At 41.1% G+C, this 18481-nt stretch carries 19 protein-coding genes and 1 riboswitch; of the genes, 1 reads left to right on the forward strand and 18 read right to left on the reverse strand.

All coding sequences use genetic code 11. The features are described from left to right. Positions 1-6: 6 nt before the first annotated feature. Genes ABTV07_RS13050 through ABTV07_RS13065 form a run of 4 tightly spaced genes read right to left on the reverse strand, consistent with a single transcriptional unit; the run spans position 7 to position 3834 of the window. Entirely contained in the window at positions 7-708 is a 702-nt protein-coding gene (locus ABTV07_RS13050) for a LysM peptidoglycan-binding domain-containing protein (protein ID WP_433742907.1), read from the reverse strand. After that, positions 698-1309, reverse strand: a complete 612-nt coding sequence (locus tag ABTV07_RS13055) for a lysostaphin resistance A-like protein (protein ID WP_433742909.1) — start codon at positions 1307-1309, stop codon at positions 698-700. The genes ABTV07_RS13050 and ABTV07_RS13055 overlap by 11 nt, the downstream gene beginning before the upstream one ends. A gap of 3 nt (positions 1310-1312) precedes the next feature. Continuing rightward, complete coding sequence (locus ABTV07_RS13060; RefSeq protein WP_433742911.1) at positions 1313-2785, reverse strand: RecQ family ATP-dependent DNA helicase; 1473 nt, start codon at positions 2783-2785, stop codon at positions 1313-1315. Further along, positions 2782-3834 carry a helix-turn-helix domain-containing protein gene (locus tag ABTV07_RS13065; protein WP_433742913.1) on the reverse strand — a complete coding sequence of 351 codons (1053 nt, stop codon included), beginning with the start codon at positions 3832-3834 and terminating at the stop codon, positions 2782-2784. The genes ABTV07_RS13060 and ABTV07_RS13065 overlap by 4 nt, the downstream gene beginning before the upstream one ends. A gap of 249 nt (positions 3835-4083) precedes the next feature. Here ABTV07_RS13065 and ABTV07_RS13070 point away from each other — a divergent pair, with 249 nt between their 5' ends. After that, positions 4084-4332, forward strand: coding sequence for a ferredoxin (locus ABTV07_RS13070; protein WP_433742915.1), 249 nt, complete (start codon positions 4084-4086; stop codon positions 4330-4332). An 81-nt stretch (positions 4333-4413) separates the two neighbouring features. Here ABTV07_RS13070 and ABTV07_RS13075 read toward each other — a convergent pair whose 3' ends face one another. The 14 genes from ABTV07_RS13075 to ABTV07_RS13140 all read right to left on the reverse strand — a co-directional run bounded on the left by ABTV07_RS13075 (position 4414) and on the right by ABTV07_RS13140 (position 18454). Then, positions 4414-4992 (reverse strand): ECF transporter S component, encoded by a 579-nt coding sequence (locus ABTV07_RS13075; RefSeq protein ID WP_433742916.1) that lies wholly within the window; start codon positions 4990-4992, stop codon positions 4414-4416. A 161-nt stretch (positions 4993-5153) separates the two neighbouring features. Beyond that, positions 5154-5282: riboswitch (FMN riboswitch) on the reverse strand. A 282-nt stretch (positions 5283-5564) separates the two neighbouring features. Further along, positions 5565-6776 (reverse strand): hypothetical protein, encoded by a 1212-nt coding sequence (locus ABTV07_RS13080; protein WP_433742918.1) that lies wholly within the window; start codon positions 6774-6776, stop codon positions 5565-5567. After that, a complete protein-coding gene (gene sigX, locus ABTV07_RS13085; protein WP_433742920.1) occupies positions 6754-7302 on the reverse strand; it encodes an RNA polymerase sigma factor SigX in 549 nt (182 codons plus the stop codon). The genes ABTV07_RS13080 and sigX overlap by 23 nt, the downstream gene beginning before the upstream one ends. A gap of 213 nt (positions 7303-7515) precedes the next feature. Continuing rightward, positions 7516-9291 carry an ATP-binding protein gene (locus ABTV07_RS13090; protein ID WP_433742921.1) on the reverse strand — a complete coding sequence of 592 codons (1776 nt, stop codon included), beginning with the start codon at positions 9289-9291 and terminating at the stop codon, positions 7516-7518. After that, positions 9288-10004 (reverse strand): response regulator transcription factor, encoded by a 717-nt coding sequence (locus ABTV07_RS13095; RefSeq protein WP_433742923.1) that lies wholly within the window; start codon positions 10002-10004, stop codon positions 9288-9290. Before ABTV07_RS13095 ends, ABTV07_RS13090 begins: the two co-directional genes overlap by 4 nt. Before the next feature lie 146 nt (positions 10005-10150). Next, complete coding sequence (gene ccsB / locus ABTV07_RS13100; protein ID WP_433742925.1) at positions 10151-11344, reverse strand: c-type cytochrome biogenesis protein CcsB; 1194 nt, start codon at positions 11342-11344, stop codon at positions 10151-10153. A gap of 21 nt (positions 11345-11365) precedes the next feature. Continuing rightward, a complete protein-coding gene (resB, locus tag ABTV07_RS13105) occupies positions 11366-12997 on the reverse strand; it encodes a cytochrome c biogenesis protein ResB (protein ID WP_433742926.1) in 1632 nt (543 codons plus the stop codon). A gap of 19 nt (positions 12998-13016) precedes the next feature. Continuing rightward, positions 13017-13550 (reverse strand): thiol-disulfide oxidoreductase ResA, encoded by a 534-nt coding sequence (gene resA / locus ABTV07_RS13110; protein WP_433742928.1) that lies wholly within the window; start codon positions 13548-13550, stop codon positions 13017-13019. A 104-nt stretch (positions 13551-13654) separates the two neighbouring features. Then, entirely contained in the window at positions 13655-14386 is a 732-nt protein-coding gene (locus ABTV07_RS13115; protein ID WP_433742930.1) for a pseudouridine synthase, read from the reverse strand. A 182-nt stretch (positions 14387-14568) separates the two neighbouring features. Beyond that, positions 14569-15096 carry a spore maturation protein gene (locus ABTV07_RS13120; RefSeq protein WP_433742932.1) on the reverse strand — a complete coding sequence of 176 codons (528 nt, stop codon included), beginning with the start codon at positions 15094-15096 and terminating at the stop codon, positions 14569-14571. Positions 15097-15098: 2 nt separating this feature from the next. Next, positions 15099-15692, reverse strand: coding sequence for a nucleoside recognition domain-containing protein (locus tag ABTV07_RS13125; RefSeq protein ID WP_433742933.1), 594 nt, complete (start codon positions 15690-15692; stop codon positions 15099-15101). Further along, positions 15685-16806 (reverse strand): D-alanyl-D-alanine carboxypeptidase family protein, encoded by a 1122-nt coding sequence (locus tag ABTV07_RS13130; protein ID WP_433751231.1) that lies wholly within the window; start codon positions 16804-16806, stop codon positions 15685-15687. Before ABTV07_RS13130 ends, ABTV07_RS13125 begins: the two co-directional genes overlap by 8 nt. Before the next feature lie 189 nt (positions 16807-16995). Next, positions 16996-17892: a superoxide dismutase gene (locus tag ABTV07_RS13135; RefSeq protein ID WP_433742935.1), complete on the reverse strand. Its 897-nt coding sequence runs from the start codon at positions 17890-17892 to the stop codon at positions 16996-16998. A 73-nt stretch (positions 17893-17965) separates the two neighbouring features. Next, a complete protein-coding gene (locus tag ABTV07_RS13140; protein ID WP_433742937.1) occupies positions 17966-18454 on the reverse strand; it encodes a DUF3907 family protein in 489 nt (162 codons plus the stop codon). Positions 18455-18481: the final 27 nt, after the last annotated feature.

An 18481-nucleotide genomic window follows, 5' to 3' on the forward strand; every position in this document is an offset into this window, starting at 1 on the left:
CATCTTTTATTTTGGAACTGGTATTTTCAAGACCTGCCCCACTTCTATTTCATTTGATGGCAAATTGTTGTATTCCTTTATTTTTTCGATTCCATCTTTCGAGTGGAAATAGTTCATGGAGATGCGAAAGATTGTTTCGTTTGGCTGGACGGTATGCTCGACCACTTGAATGTTTTCATCAGATTGTGTCTTCTTACTTGATTCTGGCTGCACGCTGGTTTGAGCAGGATCGGATTCCTGTTTTTCCGCTCCGTCAACTTCTGAACCACTTCTTTCTGAAGATCTTTTATCAGTAGATGAATCGGTTTGGTCTTGAGAGCTTCCAGATGAGTTTGATGCATTTTTTTCAGTATTCGATTTATCCCCTTCACCAGCAGTCGAATTTTCTGCTCCATCGGCAGTTTCGAATCTGATTTCTTGCCCGCCGCTGTTCTCCATCGCTGGTGTACTGAAGTCGTGGTTTTCAAAATATGTATATAGGCCAAAGATCGTGATTGGAACTAAAACGAAAGAGAGGAGCAACAATCGAATCAAAGGAAATTTTAATTTCCACTTTGTCTTAGTCTTTTTCTGTCTGTGATGCTGTGACCTTGGAGGCAATTGACTCTTTTTTGATGTACTCACTGTCGTAGGAGTTTCAACAGAATCGACTTTATCTAATTTTTGCCGCAGCCTCGCTGCTTGATCTCGATACATTTCAGTTTTCATTTGACATCCCTTCTTTTTGTTCGTTCTTTGCTTTTTTTCGAATGACTAATCCTAATAGAAAATCGATTGTAAAATGCATGGATATCACTGCAGTAATGGAATGACCCGTTAATTCATAAATGCCGCTGATCCAAAAACTTAATAGGAAAATATTGACTATAAGATACCAGTGCCCCCAATAGCGGATATGAATAGCAGCAAAAATTATCCCCGCTATCCACCAGTTGGTATGGGTCTGCACCAATCCCCTAAAGAGAATTTCTTCACAAAAGGCAATGGCAAGGGATATTAGGAAGATGCCTCCTCCAGTAAGATTACTGAAAATCTTCTTGTTAATTCCTCCATCATCATAAAACCGGTCAGGGAGGATTTTCATCATGATCACATCCAGCAGGACCACTGCCACCCCATTTAGGACTCCAAATACAATCAGCCGCAAATCGAACTTCCATAAATCAGCAAAGGAAGAAAATCGATCAAATAAAAATATACCTAAAAAGAAGGAAATCGTTAATAGGGCTAATTGAGTGTAATAAACTTGTTGAATGAGCTGTTTTGCTGTCAACTGTTTTATGATTTCAGATTGCCTGAACCTTTCCATGCTCTACACCGTCTCATTCAATAAAATATTTTTTAATATCAATTCCCAGTCTTCATTTGAGGAGGAATCCTCCTCTTTTTCATCACATTTCAAATAATAGTGGAGGTCCAGTCCACAATTGTCGCAGCATTTTTCTACTGAATGTTGTTTGCTTTCCTCAAAATATTTTAAGATTCCAGCTCTTCTGCAATCATTGGATAGCATCCATGCATTCAATTCTTTCAGTTTCAACAATTTTAGCCTGATGCGATTCTGACAATGGGCTTTTACATCTTCAGCAAGCTCCATATGGTCCAATTCAGGTTGGCGGCTTTTGAAATGCAGGAGAAATCTTGTTTGGATTTCAGTCAACTGAAGGGAAAGTTCACATTCTTTCCAATGGGATCCGGAAGCGATCATTGAATAAAATTCATCAATCTGTATTTCAGTCGGCAGCTCTCCCTCTATTAACTGTTCGGGAAGCTGATCATCAAAGGGTGCAGAAAGGTAGATCGCAACGCTTTCTTTGCCATCCCGGCCAGCTCTTCCTATCTCCTGTAAATAAGCCTCTAATGTCGGCGGCATATGAAAATGGATGACGTATCGGACATTTTCCTTATTGATTCCCATTCCAAATGCACTGGTCGCACAAATAATATCAAGTTGGCCATAGAGGAACTGCTGCTGGATCAATATTCTTTGTTCTTGATCCAACCCGCCATGGTATGCTGCAACCCGCCCATTACTTTCTTGGCGGATGATCATGGCAGTTTCGTCAGCAATTTTCCTGCTGGAAAAATAAATGATTCCCGGACCTTGGAGGTCATGGACTAATTGTAATAGTCTGTTTGTTTTTTCTTGAAAACTTGGAACCTTTTCGACAATCAGTCCGATATTGGGCCGATCAACAGAAAATACCCACCAATCCGGAGACTGCAGCTTTAAAATCTCCTGTATATCATTGCGGACCTCATTAGAAGCTGTCGCAGTGAGGGCCAGGGTGACAGGATTTCCAAGATCGGACCGTACAATTCCCAATGATGAATAATCCGGTCTGAAATCATGGCCCCACTGTGATATGCAGTGAGCTTCATCTACTACAAATAAGGAAATTGAGATTCTTTTTATAAACGGAATCACTTCAGGATTAGAGAGCATTTCAGGTGATATGTAAATAAATTTATATTTGTCCAAATTAGAAAGCACTGCCTTCTTTTCCGTATAAGAAAGAAAAGAGTTGATGGCTACCACCCTTTTCTCGCCCATTGCCTTCATTTGCTCTACTTGATCCTGCATCAAGGACAAAAGCGGAGACACAACCAAAACGCTGCCCTCAAGCAGGTAGCCCCCCAATTGGTAGCATAAGGATTTCCCTGTACCCGTGGGAAGCATGGCCAAAGTGTCCCTCCCATTTATGATGGAGGTAATGATTTCTTTCTGCCCTGTACGGAATTGATCATGGCCGAAATAGCGCTTCAACAGTTGTTCAAGGTTCATGCTGTGCCTCCTTGCTGCGCGAGCACCAGTCTTATTTGAAAATAGGTTGCCGATGGCACTGCATCCCTTATTGGCTTCAATTTTTTCTGTCCAGTTCTTAAAAGCTGTTCTGCTATGGACATCCTTTCCTCTTCACTCACGTACGGTGCGATTTCAAAACCGGGAACATTGAGCGCGATTTCAATGATATGATCTTCTATGGTGCTTAACTTCAACCCCCTGCTTGCAGCGATTTCATCGAGATTTTTCCCCTTTAGGAGATATTGATAGGTGGTCCGTGCTGAATTCGTTAATGATAGATGATTATCCATGCCGCTTAAGATACTGCTTAACAAAGGATATTTATCTTGCTCTTCGCTTATTTGACCGATCATAAAATGGAGCAGATTCATGAATCGGAATTCGTATTCTGTCTGTTCCAAGTTCAACTCTTCCGCTGCCTGTTTTCCAGTAAACCCAATTTTACCTGCCCCTGTGAGGCGGAGAACAAAAACATTAGGATTTTCAAAATTTTGTCCTGAAAGCATTTCCCGGAGCTCTTCAAACGCTTTTTGAGCTAATTCATCTCTCGAAAATTTTGTTTTGTTAAAAAAATCCTTGACCCATAGTAATAGTTCGGTTTCACGGCGAATAGGATAATAATGGGTTTGTCTACGTATCAAATGGGACATGACCTGAACAAGGAGGCTGGTTCTTTTCCAAAATGTTATGGCGATATCCTGTTGTTTCCATCCTTCTACATAGATAGGAAGGTCAAGTTTTCGGAATGTTTCCCTGACTGCATTTTTACCGGCATCGAGTACACGGCAAGTATTATCGTCATTGATGATGATCGCTTTATTGTTTTGCAGTGATTTAAGTTCTGAATCAAATTCATTCCTTGTCAATGTGGGATATAGTTGGAAAAAGTGTTGGAGGGAATAAAGGTGGGCATCTTGAATGGATTGGGAAGATTTTTTTCCCTTTAAAATATGATAGACAGAATAAACCGTTCTTTCATCCCTGACCGCCATTAAACTTTTCAATATGAGCGCCTGAAAAAAAGTCATGCTTACTCTCCTCGGTCTTTTGTCATTCATTAGTGTCATTTTAACATGAATCGACATGATTCGGTGGTTTTCTTTGTTGTCATTTAGGGAATAATCTTCGAGAAAGCCTTATCAGACAAGGCTTTAGAACAGAATAACTATTGAAAAGTTTCCCATTCACCTTTAAAATGAAAGATGGAGAACATTTTCTTTTCATCTATGTAGATGATCTTGTTTTGATTATATAGATTCTTACAGGAGGTTGTACTTATGGCTAAATATACGATTGTTGACAAAGATACATGCATTGCATGCGGCGCATGTGGAGCGGCGGCACCTGATATTTATGACTATGATGATGAAGGTATTGCTTTTGTCACATTAGATGACAACGAAGGGATCGTGGAAGTTCCAGATATCCTTCTTGACGATATGATGGATGCATTTGAAGGCTGCCCTACTGATTCCATTAAGGTTGCTGACGAACCATTTGAAGGCGACGCATTGAAATACGAATAGAATTCAAAAGGAAGCTGAACCAACATTCAGCTTCTTTTTCATTCTTAATGCAAAAAAACAGCGGGGCAGCCCGCTGTTTTTTTATGCGCTTTTATATGAATTTTTCATCATCCAGCCATGCATGCGTGTGAATAGGAGCATGAATAAGCCCATGATGATAAAACCTTTTACAATATTGAACGGCAATATACCTGTAACGATCATGGCTCTTACTTCTCCGCTGCTCATTGCAGGGTAATGCAGGAAATAGGTATAAGCAGGAAGTATTACAAGATAATTCAATATGCTCATGATGATGGACATGCTGAATGTACCGGCAATCAAGCCAATTGTCATAGCTTTCTTCGTCTTCAAACGATTGAAGACATAGTATGTTGGCAGAATATAAAGAATTCCAGCCATAAAGTTTGCAAAGTCCCCTACAGGAACTCCGGTTGCACTTCCCGTCATCATGTAGTGCAGCCCATTTTTAATGAGTTCTACAAGAACCCCGGCTAATGGCCCCATCATGATAGCAGCCACTAATGCAGGAATATCACTGAAATCAATCAGCAAAAAATTCGGGAAGAACGGCAGCGGAAAGTTTAACAGCATCAAGATATAGGATAAACTGCTTAACATTCCTACAACCACTAAAGATTTTACACCCATTTTATTCAATTTTCCTCTCTCCTTTGGAGATTCACCTCTTGTCAGAAGAAAGGCAGCCAGACCGATGTTCAGCCCACAAAGAATAATCCCCCAAGAAAACCAAGTTCTTGAGGGAGAATAGGCATGACTGAATAAGCGGTCAAAACAAATCGTTTTAATCACTGGCCAACCTTCATCTTCTCCCATCCAGACTATACTGTCGGCTTTGGAATCTCACCAAATCCTGCCAAAAAGGCTCGCGGGCTCAGAATTGCTTCATTACCGCCGGTCGGGAATTTCACCCAGCCCCGAAGATGAATCAATATTTAATTTCAGGTTGATTATACTAGAAAAATGTTTTTTTGTGAAGAGATATGTTTTGAATTCAAGACAATGACTTTAAGCCATCCTCCCCCCAATGATGATCAAACTAATAAATATCCCAAGAATCAAGACAATCATAAATCTTCTAACGTAATCCTGCATTCTGGCCCTCCTTGATGGGTTGCTGACGAATTACTTTATGCCGGGACTCTTAAAGTTAGAACAAAAACGATGCCTGAAGTTCGGCTACAAACTTAGGCATCGCTTACTTAGCCATCTTACGGCAATTCTTTTTTATTTGGTGATATAGGAGTCTCTACAAATTTTGAAAAGTCGTACCCTTCCCATTTTTCCGGGGTGATATTTTCAAATTGGATGTACTTATATCCAAATTGACGGGCAGTAAGGAGCATTCCTTCAATCATTTTTAAGTTAGCAGCTTGATCTCCACTATTTAAATTCATTTTACTGCTGAATTTCACGATTTCTATTTCACTGCTTTTTTCTCCAACTGAGTAGTCGATTCCTTGCGGGATTATACTCTGCAATAAACCACTTGGGCTTTCTTTCATCATTTCAAATGCTTTCTCTGCATTCGGCATATAAACCTCACCAGGAACCAAATAGCTGTCGCCGTTTGGCAAAGTGTAGCTATAATAGCCTGTTTTAAAACGATTGGGATTCAAATTATATTTTTGGTCAAAGCCATCGATTTTTATAGGTTTACCGGATTTGTTGACGATTTTCAGATCCTTTACATCCAGCGATTCAAAATCATATTGAAAAGTACGGAGGTAAGTATACACTTCAGCACTACCAGCTTTAGTATACGGATTATTTTCCTCCAGCTTCACAACCATTTTCTTTTTTTGCTCATCGTAGCTCAATTCACCCTGAAGCGGATAGAAATCATCGAAGCCCCAATCTTGTTCTGGGATCTTCTCTGCTGTTGCCTTAAATGCCTCCAGCCAGCTGCTGTATTTGTCCTTATCAGCCAAAATGGTGAGGGGGACAAAAATGGCGTCAGGGCCTGGCAGACCATACCTAAGGATATAATGATCTTTTTCTTCCTCTTTGGAAACCGTCGTCTTAACAGGTTCTTCAGGAACATTTAACAATGAGAGCCCGGCGTTTTTGGAAGAATCCAAATGATTATTTTCCGAATCCGATAATGCCGGAACATCTTTCTTCATTTGCTGCTTCTTAAAATTCTTTTCTTCTCCGTGGGAGGATTGCTTCTTCAATTGGTCCTGCGGTCCTGCCAGCTGAAGAGGTTCATTCGTCAAGACAGGAAGGATGAGCACAATTAATAATACAGCCGCTGCTGCAGCAGCTGAAAATGAAAATACTGCTGGCAGTCCTCGTTTCGCTGCTTTTTGTCTATGTTGTATTTTTTCATATATCTCATGCGGACTGCGATCATCCTGAATTTTAGGCATCGCCTTAAATAACTCTTCAATCTGATGATCATCCCAATCTGACTTTTTCATTCGATTCCCCCCCCTTTCGCGACTTATCATTCATTAAGTCCTTCAAGGTCTTAATGGCACGATGCTGAGTGGTTTTCACTTTGCTTTCCGTCCAATTAAGCGCCTGCGCAGTCTCTGTGATGGATAATTCATTCATATACCTCATAACAATCACAAGCCTTTGATCCGTAGAACATGCATCCAGACATTTGAAGAGCTGCCGTAACTCCTCTTTATGAATGGTGATCTCCTCAGGAAGGGGAACATCATCTTTCAACTGCTGGCTTCCCCAATCAAATTTTTCCATCAGCCGGCCCTTCCAGCCTTTCTCTTTACGGAAATGATCGATTGCCACATTTCTTGCAATGGAGAAAAGCCATGTCTTTTCAGAACTTTTCCCTTGAAATTTTTCATATGACTTTAAAACACGAATATAGACTTCCTGTACAAGGTCTTCAGCCTGCTCCTTGCTCTTCACCATATACACCAGGAATTGAAATACATCCTGATGATATTTTGTATATAAATCCTGAAAAACGGAGTCCATTCATTTTCCTCCCCGTTCAAATTATTAGTCGTACAACAAGTGCCAAAGGTTACACAAATACTATATCTTGAATAAGGATTTAATGGAAGAATATTCTTTATTTCTTTTTAAACAAAAAATCCCTGAGCTTATCCGGCATTTTAGCCAAAAAAGCACAGGGTCCGTGTATGTTTCTCATGAAACAAGATTAACCGTCATCATTCTTCAGGATTTTTACTTTATCTTTGGTAAAAAGAAAGAAAATGTCGTCCCATGTCCAACTTTGCTTTGAACGGATATCTGCCCTTTATGGGCATCAATGATATTTTTAGCGATCGCTAAGCCAAGGCCAGTTCCGGAGCGTCCTCTAGTCCTTGCTTTATCTGCCTTGTAAAACCGTTCAAAAACAAATGGAAGATCTTCTTGAGGTATCCCTGATCCTGTATCCTTCACATCAATGGTGATCCCATGTGTCCGATTTTTCTGTACGACTTCCACATGCCCTCCTTCTGGTGTGTGCCGGATTGCATTATCGATCAGATTCGTCAAAACTTGCTCTATCCGGTCTGGATCAAATACAAACCATTCAATATCAGGGCTGGTGCTTACACTCAATTCTATATTTTTCTCCCGTGCTAAACCTTGAAATTTATTAGTAACTCTTTCAAGAAAAGGCTTAAAATCGATCTGTTCTTTATTCAACGAGATGTGGCCTGCTTCCATTCGTGCCAAATCAAGCAGTTCATTTACAAGCCTTCCCATTCTTAAAGATTCATCATAGATGATTTTGGCAATTTCTTTTTTCTCATCCTCCGTGCTGGCAATATCATCTACGATTGCTTCGCTATACCCTTGCAGCATGGCAATAGGCGTCCTTAATTCATGCGATACGTTTGCAATGAAATCTTTGCGGAGTTTGTCCAGCTGTCTTTCTTCTGACATATCCCTGACGACAGCAACCGCTCCCCTTACATTTTGCTGATTATATAGGGGACTGACTACGACTACATAGTACCTGCCTTGAAGCATCAATTCCCCTGTCTGCTCCATCTCTGTATCTATGACCTTGTTGAGAAGCTCCAAAACCCGGATGGGGGCTGCATGGTCTCCGTTTTCCCCTTGCTCGTAGTACCATTGCTGCAAAAAGCGCTCGGCTGGAGGATTCGTAATCAATACGGTACCATCCCGATTGAAGGTGATGACGCCGTCGGCCATACTGCTCAATATACTTGAGAGCTGCTCCTTTTCCTGGTTGAGGGCATTCAAATTGATTTTCAACTGGCGTCCCATCTGATTAAAGGCAGTAGCAAGCTCCCCGATTTCATCATGGGTCAGAATCGGCACTTTCGTGTCAAACTTCCCTCTTGCCACTTCAAAGACAGCTTCACGCATTTTTCGTAATGGGGCAGTGATTCTTGTTGATAAAAAGAAAGCAAATATGGTCGTCAAAATGATGGCAATCCCTGCGGAAAGCAGTATCAGCCTCGTGGTGTGCTGTGTTGTTTCCTTAATGACGCCAAGTGATTGATAAATATAGACTGCACCAGTTTGATGCCCTTTCATATGAAGGGGTACACCTATGATAATGATATTTTCATATCGGCTTTCATTCGACTGGGATCCCATTAGGCTCATTTCTTTTTTAACTCTTTTATCTTCAGTTACGGTTTTCATGAGCTCCTTGTCCTTAAGCACAGTGGCAAGGGGGATTTTTTCTGATTTCTTTGTACCAGGGGAGAAATACGATTTCTTCCCGTCCATCAGGACCATTACATGAGCGGGCTTATCTGCTATTTCCCAGGCGATTTCCAGCCCGATTTCATTGTTTCCATGCTCTTCCATGATATAAGCGATCTTTTTTACTGTAGCGGTTAGATCATTCTCAACCTGTTTCACATGATATCCTTCAAAAAACTCAAGCAGAAGGATTGTTAGGATGAACAATACAAATGAAACAAGGAGCAATATGGTCATCCAAAGCTTTCCGACTACGCTTCGCCATAGCCTCATTCATTCACTACCTCGAACTTGTATCCTACTCCCCATACTGTGACGATCATCTTGGCAGCTTGCTCCGAGACTTTGTTAAGCTTTTCTCTCAGCCTCTTCACATGGGTATCTACCGTCCTTAAATCTCCGAAAAACTCATAATGCCAAACTTCTTTCAGAAGATGTTCCCTGTCATAGACCTTATCCGGTGATTTTGCCAGGAAATACAGCAGTTCATATTCTTTCGGTGTCAAATTGACTTCGATATCATCCGCAGTCACTCTATGGGCATCATTATCAATCGTCAAGTGAGGATAAACAATGACATCCTTTGACATTGTCTGCGATTGGCTAAAGTTTACACTTGCTGAACGTCTAAGAAGAGCCTTCACCCGAAGAACCACTTCTCTCGGACTGAACGGCTTCACAATATAATCATCCGTTCCCACTTCAAAGCCCTGTACCCTGTTCGCTTCTTCCCCTTTAGCAGTCAACATGATGACTGGGGTAGATTTTTTCTCTCGCAGCTCTCGGCAGACTTCAATGCCATCTTTTCCAGGAAGCATCAAATCCAGTAAAATACAGTCATATTCGTTATTCAACGCCATCTCTAAAGCTTCTTCCCCGTCTTCAGCCTCATCGATTATATATTTTTCCCTTTCTAAGTACATTTTGATCAGCTTTCGAATTCTTTCTTCATCATCGACAACCAACAATCGAATATCCTGTTCCATATGTATCCTCCTATTCATTCCTATTTCCTTTATTGTATTCGAAAAAAGCCTCCACTTAAAGTGAAGGCTTCAGACAGATGACCAGAAGCTTCATCAAGTCTGAAATCATTTGCTTTTTTCATATCAGACTCACATTAATATCGCAGTTATGCGTAAGAATGAAGCCCTGCAATGACCAGGTTTACCGCAACCAAATTAAACATGATGATGGCGAATCCAATTACAGCAAGCCATGCAGATTTTTCACCATGCCATCCTTTAGATAACCGCAGGTGAAGGAATGCTGCATAGAACAAGAACGTGATGAGCGCCCATACTTCTTTCGGATCCCAGCCCCAATATCTTGTCCAGGCCATTTGTGCCCAGATCATGGCGAATATCAAAGCGCCTAGTGTAAATACAGGGAAGCCAATCAATACAGAACGATATCCAATCTCATCCAGGAGGTCAGATTTCACGTTCTTAGCTAATGGCTGCAAACTAGCGCCAATTCGTTTGCGCAAGATAAGGCGAAGGATTAAATAAATAACGATCCCGCCGCCTAAAGACCAGATAACGGTATTGAACTTCATGGCATTGAAGAATGCAGGAAGCTCCACCCATGGTTCCATTCGATCAGCAGTTGTCAATTTCCCTTCATGAGGCCCGACAAGTGGAGGTACATTATAGTCCATGACTTTTTCTGCACCACTCCGATCGACCCAATTAAAGGAAGCTTTATAATCCATCAAGGAGAAAGTTGTCGTGACAGCTACAAATCCCAGTACTGCAATAAGTCCAAATAAAACAGCCTCAAGCCAAAATGTTTTCTTGCTTTTCTTTGATTGATCGATGTTTTTCACAAGATAAATCAAGCCAGCCGCAAAACTAATTGCGAGAATCGCTTCGCCTGCTGCAGCAGTTGTAACGTGAATATGAAGCCAATCGCTTTGCAGCGCAGGAATCAATGGGCTTACTTCCTTAGGGAACATGCTTGCATAAGCAATGACCAAAAGAGCAATCGGCAATGCAAATAATCCCAAAACAGCTGTCCGATAAATGAAGAAAATAATAATGAAAGCACCAACAAGCATCATACCGAAGAATGTAGTAAATTCAAATAAATCACTGACTGGAGCATGTCCAGATGCAATCCATCTTGTAATGAAGTAGCCAATCTGAGCTGCAAACCCAATGACTGTGATTGTGATGGCAATTTTACCCCATGTATTCAGTTTGGATAAATCCTTTGCCACACCGTGTTTAGAACGAATGGATCCTCCAAAGAAAAAAGTACCGATCAGATACATGATAAACGCTAAATACAGCAGGTTGCTGCTTAAGTCTACTAAATTCGTCATAACTGGATCCCTCCCTTTCAATTATTCCTTGTCTATTTCTTTTTCCTGAAGCTGATCGACTGGTTCAGCTATTGATGTTTCATTCAAAACATAGGCAATATCTTTCTTTAATCCGAACCAATTTTTATTTGTATGGCCGCTCACCAGTACTTTTCCATCTTTGCGCTGAAGCCAAATCCTTCTATGGTTCCAATATGCCCCTTGAATGACCCCGATCATAAATATGATTCCACCGATGGCAATCACCCACAGTGTCAAATCTTTTTTAACGGAGAGAGCGGATACATTGCGTGTATCGATGCCGGCAAATGACATTTTGTATTCATTCTTGCCAAAAGGTTCTACATTTTGTTTTATTGCTACAAAACTAACTTCTCCATCTGGATGTTCAGGAGAAATCATGTTGAAAAGAAATGCTGGATTGTTTGGGACAGGAGACTTGGTTTGAGGTTCTCCTTCTTTAGAAAATCCTGAAAAGTCAGGATAATATCCCATCAATTCGATTTTATATCCATTTTTCAGATTATAAGAATCTTTCGGATTGAACAAATCGACTTTTATGTTGCCGAATTTTTTTCCTGTTTCTTTACTAGTGAGATCAAAATACATTGCCTGAAATTCATCCATTTTAAAGTCCACCTGGTAGACTGCGTATTTATCAAATGTAAGCGGCTGGTTAACCTTGATTTGTTTGGACTTTACTTTTTTCAGGTTTGTTTCCCCAGGGACTTCCCCAGCTTCCCTTTTATACAACTCAACATTTGATTGATAGTTTTTGGCAATGGTTCCGACCCTGTCAATTGCTTGATCAAATACAGCTGAGTCATTTTGCTTATCGTATGTCTGCAAAATGAATTTATTATTTTTCAAATAGTATTGTTCATGCGTGCCTGGAAGAACCTTGGTTTCCCCTTCCCGGATCCAGACAACCTTATCTACATACATGCCCGGGATGAATCGAAGCATAGCGCCGATCAAGAAAATGATAAGTCCAATATGATTGATGTATGGACCCCAGCGGGAGAATCTTCCTTTTTCCGCTAGGATATTGCCATTTTCCTCACGAATGGAATACCTTTTTTCCTTGAGCTTTCCTGCTGCTGTTTTCATGTCTTCTTCGATATTGCCGACTTCCGAAATCCCAAAGACGCGCTGCCTTTTTAGAAAGCCTTCATGCCTGGTGACGCGCTGCTTTTTAAGCGCTTTATATAATGGAATGACCCTGTCGAGACTGCAAATGACAAGAGAGATCCCAATTGATGCGATTAAAATCAAATACCACCAAGAGCTGTATAGATTATTGAATCCAAGTGTATAATAAGCTTCTCCAAGCCAGCCATATGTATCTTTATAGTAATCTGCAGGGTCCACTGTTGGGGGGATGTACATCTGCTGCGGGAAAATCGTTCCCAACGCGGATGCTATCAGTGTGACCACAATGAGCCAAACCCCAACTTTGACAGATGAGAAGAAGTTCCATATCTTGTCGATGATCGTCTTGTTATAGACCTGCGACCTTCTTGCACTTCCTTCATACCTCATATCGTGCAGCCGGTCCTTTTTCGCTTCCTCTGTTAGAGCCCGTCCGCACGCTTCACAGAGTACGGTACCATGTGGATTGACGTGCCCGCATTCACATTTGATTTCTTTCATTTCAAACTACTCCCTTAATTTAAGGTTTAATACGCTCCATATCTTTCTTGACATCCTCTTCCGTCATCGTTCCTTTGATGATATCTACTATTTCACCTTTTGGATTGATTAAGAAAGTCGTTGGAAGCGGATCAATACCATAGGCGGTTTGGACATCTTTATTTTTATCCACCACAACCGGAAACGTAAGTCCGTACCTCTTAATAAAATTATTGATCAAAAATTGGGATTCGCCGACATTGACTGCCAAGACTTCTACACCTTGATCTTTAAATTTCTTATACTGGTTGTCCATAAAAGGCATTTCCCTTTTACATGGATCACACCATGTTCCCCAGAAGTTAAGGAATACCCCTTTTCCCTTATACTCTGATAATCTGTGTTTATTACCATTCATATCTACTAACGAGAAATCAGGCGCCTTGTCTCCTGCCTTGAGCTGACCTCGTTCTTCTTTGGTGAAGTTTGCATATAATGTGTATGCCACTGCCGCAATGAGGACAACTAAAATTGCCGTCCGGATCCAAAGCCTCTGCTGCTTGCTTTGCGCCATTATACCTTCCTCCTTGATGTAATCGGTCACATTTTGCTCCTAATTATATCATTATTAACGGTTTTTGGATTAATTGGATATGTGACACTTTTATGAAGAATGAATTATTTAATCGACCCTGTCTCAGATAGTGTACGGAGAAGTTTCACTTCATGGGGGGTCAATTCCCTTGCTTCACCTGCATTCAATCCGTGCAATGTAAGGAAGGCTAATTTTTCGCGCTTCAGTTTTGATACAGGATGGCCAATGGCGTCAAACATCCTTCTTACCTGTCTGTTCCTGCCCTCATGGATCGTGATTTCAACGATTGCTTTATTCATTTTTTTATCAAATGATGTAACTTTCACTTTTGCCGGAGCTGTTTTACCATCTTCGAGCATGATTCCGTGCTCCAATTTTTTTATGGCTTCCCTGCTTGGCAGCCCCTTTAGCCTTGCGACATATGTCTTGGGAATTTCATACCTTGGGTGCATGATGGCATTTGCAAATTCCCCGTCATTCGTCAAAAGGAGAAGACCTGATGTATCATAGTCCAGTCGGCCGATCGGGTATATCCTCTGGGGTATGTTTGGGAAAAAGTCTGTGACCACTTGTCTGCCTTTATCATCCGATGCTGCAGAAATTACAGCTCTAGGTTTATAAAATAAATAATAGACTTTTTCTTCACTTTCGATCTGGACGCCTTCCACTTCGATACGGTCATTCCCAGAGACTTTTGTCCCCAATTCCTTTACTACCACTCCGTTTACTTTTACTTTCCCTTTTACGATAAGCTCTTCTGCTTTACGCCTTGAAGCGATACCAGCGTGAGCAATTACTTTTTGCAATCTTTCCATCTATATTCACCTCTAATAATGGTTTCATTTTTAATATCAATCATTTGATATACAAAATACGGAATAGTATCCGCCTTTATGAATTATTACACATGTATGTCGAAAAGCAAAGGACAAATCCCAGTCCTAAGCACGCAACCTTCTCAAAAACAAAAAAAGATGCCGATTAGCATCTTTAAAATTTAAAATATCCAAGCCACCACTACAATTGCTGCTGCAATGCCCACTAAATCTGCAAGCAGCCCAACTTTCAAGGCATCTCCCATTTTCTTAATGCCGACTGCGCCAAAATAAACGGTGAGCACATAAAAGGTGGTATCTGTACTGCCTTGAAGCACCGATGCGAGCCTCCCGATATATGAATCTGCCCCGTGTGTCGAGATGATGTCACTCATCATCCCAAGGGCTGCATTTCCAGAAATTGGTCTGATCAATGCGAGAGGTACAACTTCTGCCGGTACGCCGATTGCTGCAAGAAGCGGTTTGATGAGGTTTACGAAAAAATCCATGGCACCAGATGCGCGAAAAACCGTGATAGCGACCAGCATCCCTACCAAATAAGGAATAATAGAAAATGCAATCTTGATTCCTTCCTTTCCCCCTTCAACAAAACTTTCGTACGACGGCACTCTTTTCCATATGCTATAAAGCAGAATGAATGCGATGAGCACTGGAATCAGCCAAAGCGATAGGAGCGATAGCCATTGCATTGTCACTTCACCTCTTTGCGCGATCTTCTATAATAAAAATAACGGTCTATAAATATCGCAAAAACGGCTGAAATAAAGGTAGCGAATAACGTTGGCCCTACAATTTCTGTAGGGGATGCCGATCCATAATTCATCCTGATGGCGATCACTGTTGTCGGTATAAGGGTAAGACTTGAGGTGTTTATTGCTAAAAATGTTATCATCGATCTGCTTGCAGCGGGCTTTCCTCCATTAAGCTCCTTCAATTCCTCCATCGCTTTGATCCCCAGTGGGGTTGCAGCGTTTCCCAATCCAAACATATTCGCTATCATATTTGACAGGATATAGCCCATAGCGGGGTGTCCAGGAGGAACTTCAGGAAAAAGCCTTTGGACCAATGGCCGAAAAAACAATGACATTTTATCAAGAAGCCCCGAGTCTTGGGCAATCTTCATTATCCCCAGCCAAAAAACCAAAATACTGATCAACCCTATGCACAATGTAACTGCCTCATTGGCAGAATGAAAAATAGCTTCATTCACTTCCTTCATTCTTCCGTTCACTGCCGCAAAAATAAGTCCAATGATAGTCATTCCCACCCAAATGTAATTAACCATCTATCTTCACACCCAGTCCTGCCAGGAACACTTCCTGAAAAAGATCAATCCAGCTTGATGATTCCTTTGAGGAGCCGTGATTAAAGTATATAGGGACCGTCCTTACATTTTTCTCATTAAAATATATCAATGCTTTCCCAACAATATCAGGTGTTTGACTCGTTTTCTTCTTCCAATCTTTTTGAGGCTTCAGCAATTGATATTCCACTCTCATATTTTCTTTTTCATTTGAAGCAAGCGGGTATTCAATATCACTTTTTATATAAACCTTTCCTTTATAAAAGGAGTCTGAAATATCCTTTATAGTTCCTTTTTCCAGAACAAGCATCTGATCGTAATGATTGAAACCGTAATTGTACATCGTTATATGATCATTCCAATCATCCGGCGCGTTAAGGGTGACAGCGATTAAATGCTGGCCGTCCTTTGCTGCAGTCGTAACGAGAGTCCTTTTTGCCCTTTTCGTAAACCCTGTTTTGCCCCCTGTGCAATACTCATATTTTTCTGTGAGAAGCCTGTTCTTATTTTTCCATGTTCTCTCCCATTCACTGTCTGGATCATCAGCATGATATACCTTTGTTCCGGATATTTTTTTGAATTTCGGATTATGCATGGCGTATTTCATAAGTATGGCCATATCATAAGCTGTGGAAAAATGATTTTCATGATCATCGAGACCATGCGGATTGGCAAAATGAGTATTCTTCATTCCTATTTCTTCTGCCTTTTTGTTCATTAGATAAACAAAGCCATCAAGGCTCCCGCCAACATGTTCAGCAATGGCAACAGCGGCATCATTGCCTGAGCGGAGCATCAGCCCATACACCAAATCTTCGAGCTTAATTTTTTCCCCTTCTTTTAAATAGAGGGACGACCCTTCCGTATAGATAGCTTTCTTGCTGACTTTAACATCTTCATTCATTTCTCCCGATTCAATGGCAATGACTGCTGTCATAATTTTTGTGATAGAGGCAATCCTCATTTTTTGATTGGCATTTTTCTCATATAGGATCCGCCCGGTATCCTGATCGATCAATACAGCCCCTTTGGCACTGACTGATAATCCTGATGCTTTTGTAATGGCCGGCATGAATCCCATCACCGCAATCGTCATGGCAATATATATGTAAAAAAGCTTATTTTTCAAAAAGACACCTCTTCCCTTCTTGTTTGTACAAGTTTATGCAGGACAAGCGGCGATATGAACCAATTTGCTTTCAATGAAACAGAAAAGCTCCCCTCTCTCATTCATGTTTTCCTGTCATGAATGAGAGGGGGGAGCTTGCCAGAAACTGCCAGTACTTCAAAATGCTTTCCATCTTAATTTTTTTGCTTTTTCAAAACGGGATCCAACCAGCGGCCAATTAACGATATTCCACCAATTTTTCACATACTCAGCACGGTTATTCTTATATTGCAGATAATAAGCATGCTCCCATACATCCAGGACCAGCAGGGGAACCGTATCCCATTGGGTCAGGTTCATATGTTTTTCCGATTGAAGAATCTCCAGTCTCCTGGCTCTCGTTGACCAGACCAGCACAGCCCATCCTGATCCTTCCACTGCAATAGCAGCTTCCGTAAACTGCCGTTTAAATGCCTCAAAACCCCCAAAGGAGATCTCGATTGCTTTCATTAAGTCTCCAGTCGGCATTCCCCCGCCATTTGGGCTCATCACTTCCCAAAATAATGTATGAAGATAATGGCCTGACCCGTGAAAACTCAATTCTCTCTCCCAATGCTTTATAAGTGAAAAATCATTTGTTTTTCTTGCTTCCATCAATTTATTTTCTGCTTTATTCAATCCATCCACATATGACTGATGATGTTTATCATGATGAAGCCTCATGATTTCCCCAGAAATATAAGGTTCTAAAGCATTGTACCCATAAGGCAAAGGAGGCAGGGAATGCCCGCCTGGCGGAATTGTAATCTCTTCCGTCCATATATATCCGTCAACATCCCTCTTTTCATTCGCCTCTCGTGCGAAATGATAAATTTCCATCGCTAATTCATATAGATCACTGCTTTGCACCGGTAATTCACTCTGATCAGAACTTTCTAACATTAGGATTAGTTCATCAAATGCCGCGAGCTTCCTTCCCAACTCTTCTGCTTTACCTATATCTTGAAGCGATGGTTCAAGACTGCTTCGCCAGCTTTTCATTTGGACGATATACGATCGATAATCCTCTTGCATGTAAAACACACCCTCCTCACGTTTATTACACTATGAAGAGGGTGTGGGTTTGGAGCTTATTTTTAAAGAGAAATTATTTGGACTGCATCATTTTTGTTCTATAATCCGTTTCATAATAATCCAGTTCTTCACGGAATCGCTGAAAGTCCAATTCCAATGAGGAAATAAGCTCTTGTACTTTTTGTGGTGCGGCTTTTCTGAATTTTATTGCTTGCTTTCCGGTATATGCAGATCTTGGATCCTCATACCATGAATCATTTTTAGGGGAAAAGAACTCTTCGATACATAGATGATAAATGGAAAACAAAGCTTTTTCAGCCGCCATTTTATTGAATGGTTCACACTGCAGGGCAAGGCTGCAGGCATCCTTCCCGTCTTCGCAGGAAACCAGGATGCGCCTCAAGACAGAGAGAATGCCTTCAGAATATTCCTTTTCTACACCTTCTTCATGAATCAACTCACTCAGCTTTGTTTCATTAAGGAAGCCGGCAATTACTACAAGAGTCTTTTCCAGGAACCGTTTCACTTCTTCCGTCTGTGTTTGTACGATAGAGTTTCTCATATTCCCCTCCCATATCCTTTGCGGGAC

Origin of the sequence: Falsibacillus pallidus (genome assembly GCF_050990905.1) — a bacterium.
Taxonomy (GTDB): Bacteria; Bacillota; Bacilli; order Bacillales; family DSM-25281; genus Falsibacillus; species Falsibacillus pallidus_A.

What these genes read in the sequence shown, in the direction of transcription:
- ABTV07_RS13050 (WP_433742907.1), bottom strand. Translation starts at nt 708, where the DNA reads ATGAAAACTGAAATGTATCGAGATCAAGCAGCGAGGCTGCGGCAAAAA.
- ABTV07_RS13055 (WP_433742909.1), bottom strand. Translation starts at nt 1,309, where the DNA reads ATGGAAAGGTTCAGGCAATCTGAAATCATAAAACAGTTGACAGCAAAA.
- ABTV07_RS13060 (WP_433742911.1), bottom strand. Translation starts at nt 2,785, where the DNA reads ATGAACCTTGAACAACTGTTGAAGCGCTATTTCGGCCATGATCAATTC.
- ABTV07_RS13065 (WP_433742913.1), bottom strand. Translation starts at nt 3,834, where the DNA reads ATGACTTTTTTTCAGGCGCTCATATTGAAAAGTTTAATGGCGGTCAGG.
- ABTV07_RS13070 (WP_433742915.1), top strand. Translation starts at nt 4,084, where the DNA reads ATGGCTAAATATACGATTGTTGACAAAGATACATGCATTGCATGCGGC.
- ABTV07_RS13080 (WP_433742918.1), bottom strand. Translation starts at nt 6,776, where the DNA reads ATGAAAAAGTCAGATTGGGATGATCATCAGATTGAAGAGTTATTTAAG.
- sigX (WP_433742920.1), bottom strand. Translation starts at nt 7,302, where the DNA reads ATGGACTCCGTTTTTCAGGATTTATATACAAAATATCATCAGGATGTA.
- ABTV07_RS13090 (WP_433742921.1), bottom strand. Translation starts at nt 9,291, where the DNA reads ATGAGGCTATGGCGAAGCGTAGTCGGAAAGCTTTGGATGACCATATTG.
- ABTV07_RS13095 (WP_433742923.1), bottom strand. Translation starts at nt 10,004, where the DNA reads ATGGAACAGGATATTCGATTGTTGGTTGTCGATGATGAAGAAAGAATT.
- ccsB (WP_433742925.1), bottom strand. Translation starts at nt 11,344, where the DNA reads ATGACGAATTTAGTAGACTTAAGCAGCAACCTGCTGTATTTAGCGTTT.
- resB (WP_433742926.1), bottom strand. Translation starts at nt 12,997, where the DNA reads ATGAAAGAAATCAAATGTGAATGCGGGCACGTCAATCCACATGGTACC.
- resA (WP_433742928.1), bottom strand. Translation starts at nt 13,550, where the DNA reads ATGGCGCAAAGCAAGCAGCAGAGGCTTTGGATCCGGACGGCAATTTTA.
- ABTV07_RS13115 (WP_433742930.1), bottom strand. Translation starts at nt 14,386, where the DNA reads ATGGAAAGATTGCAAAAAGTAATTGCTCACGCTGGTATCGCTTCAAGG.
- ABTV07_RS13120 (WP_433742932.1), bottom strand. Translation starts at nt 15,096, where the DNA reads ATGCAATGGCTATCGCTCCTATCGCTTTGGCTGATTCCAGTGCTCATC.
- ABTV07_RS13125 (WP_433742933.1), bottom strand. Translation starts at nt 15,692, where the DNA reads ATGGTTAATTACATTTGGGTGGGAATGACTATCATTGGACTTATTTTT.
- ABTV07_RS13130 (WP_433751231.1), bottom strand. Translation starts at nt 16,806, where the DNA reads ATGACGATTGCGGTGATGGGATTCATGCCGGCCATTACAAAAGCATCA.
- ABTV07_RS13135 (WP_433742935.1), bottom strand. Translation starts at nt 17,892, where the DNA reads ATGCAAGAGGATTATCGATCGTATATCGTCCAAATGAAAAGCTGGCGA.
- ABTV07_RS13140 (WP_433742937.1), bottom strand. Translation starts at nt 18,454, where the DNA reads ATGAGAAACTCTATCGTACAAACACAGACGGAAGAAGTGAAACGGTTC.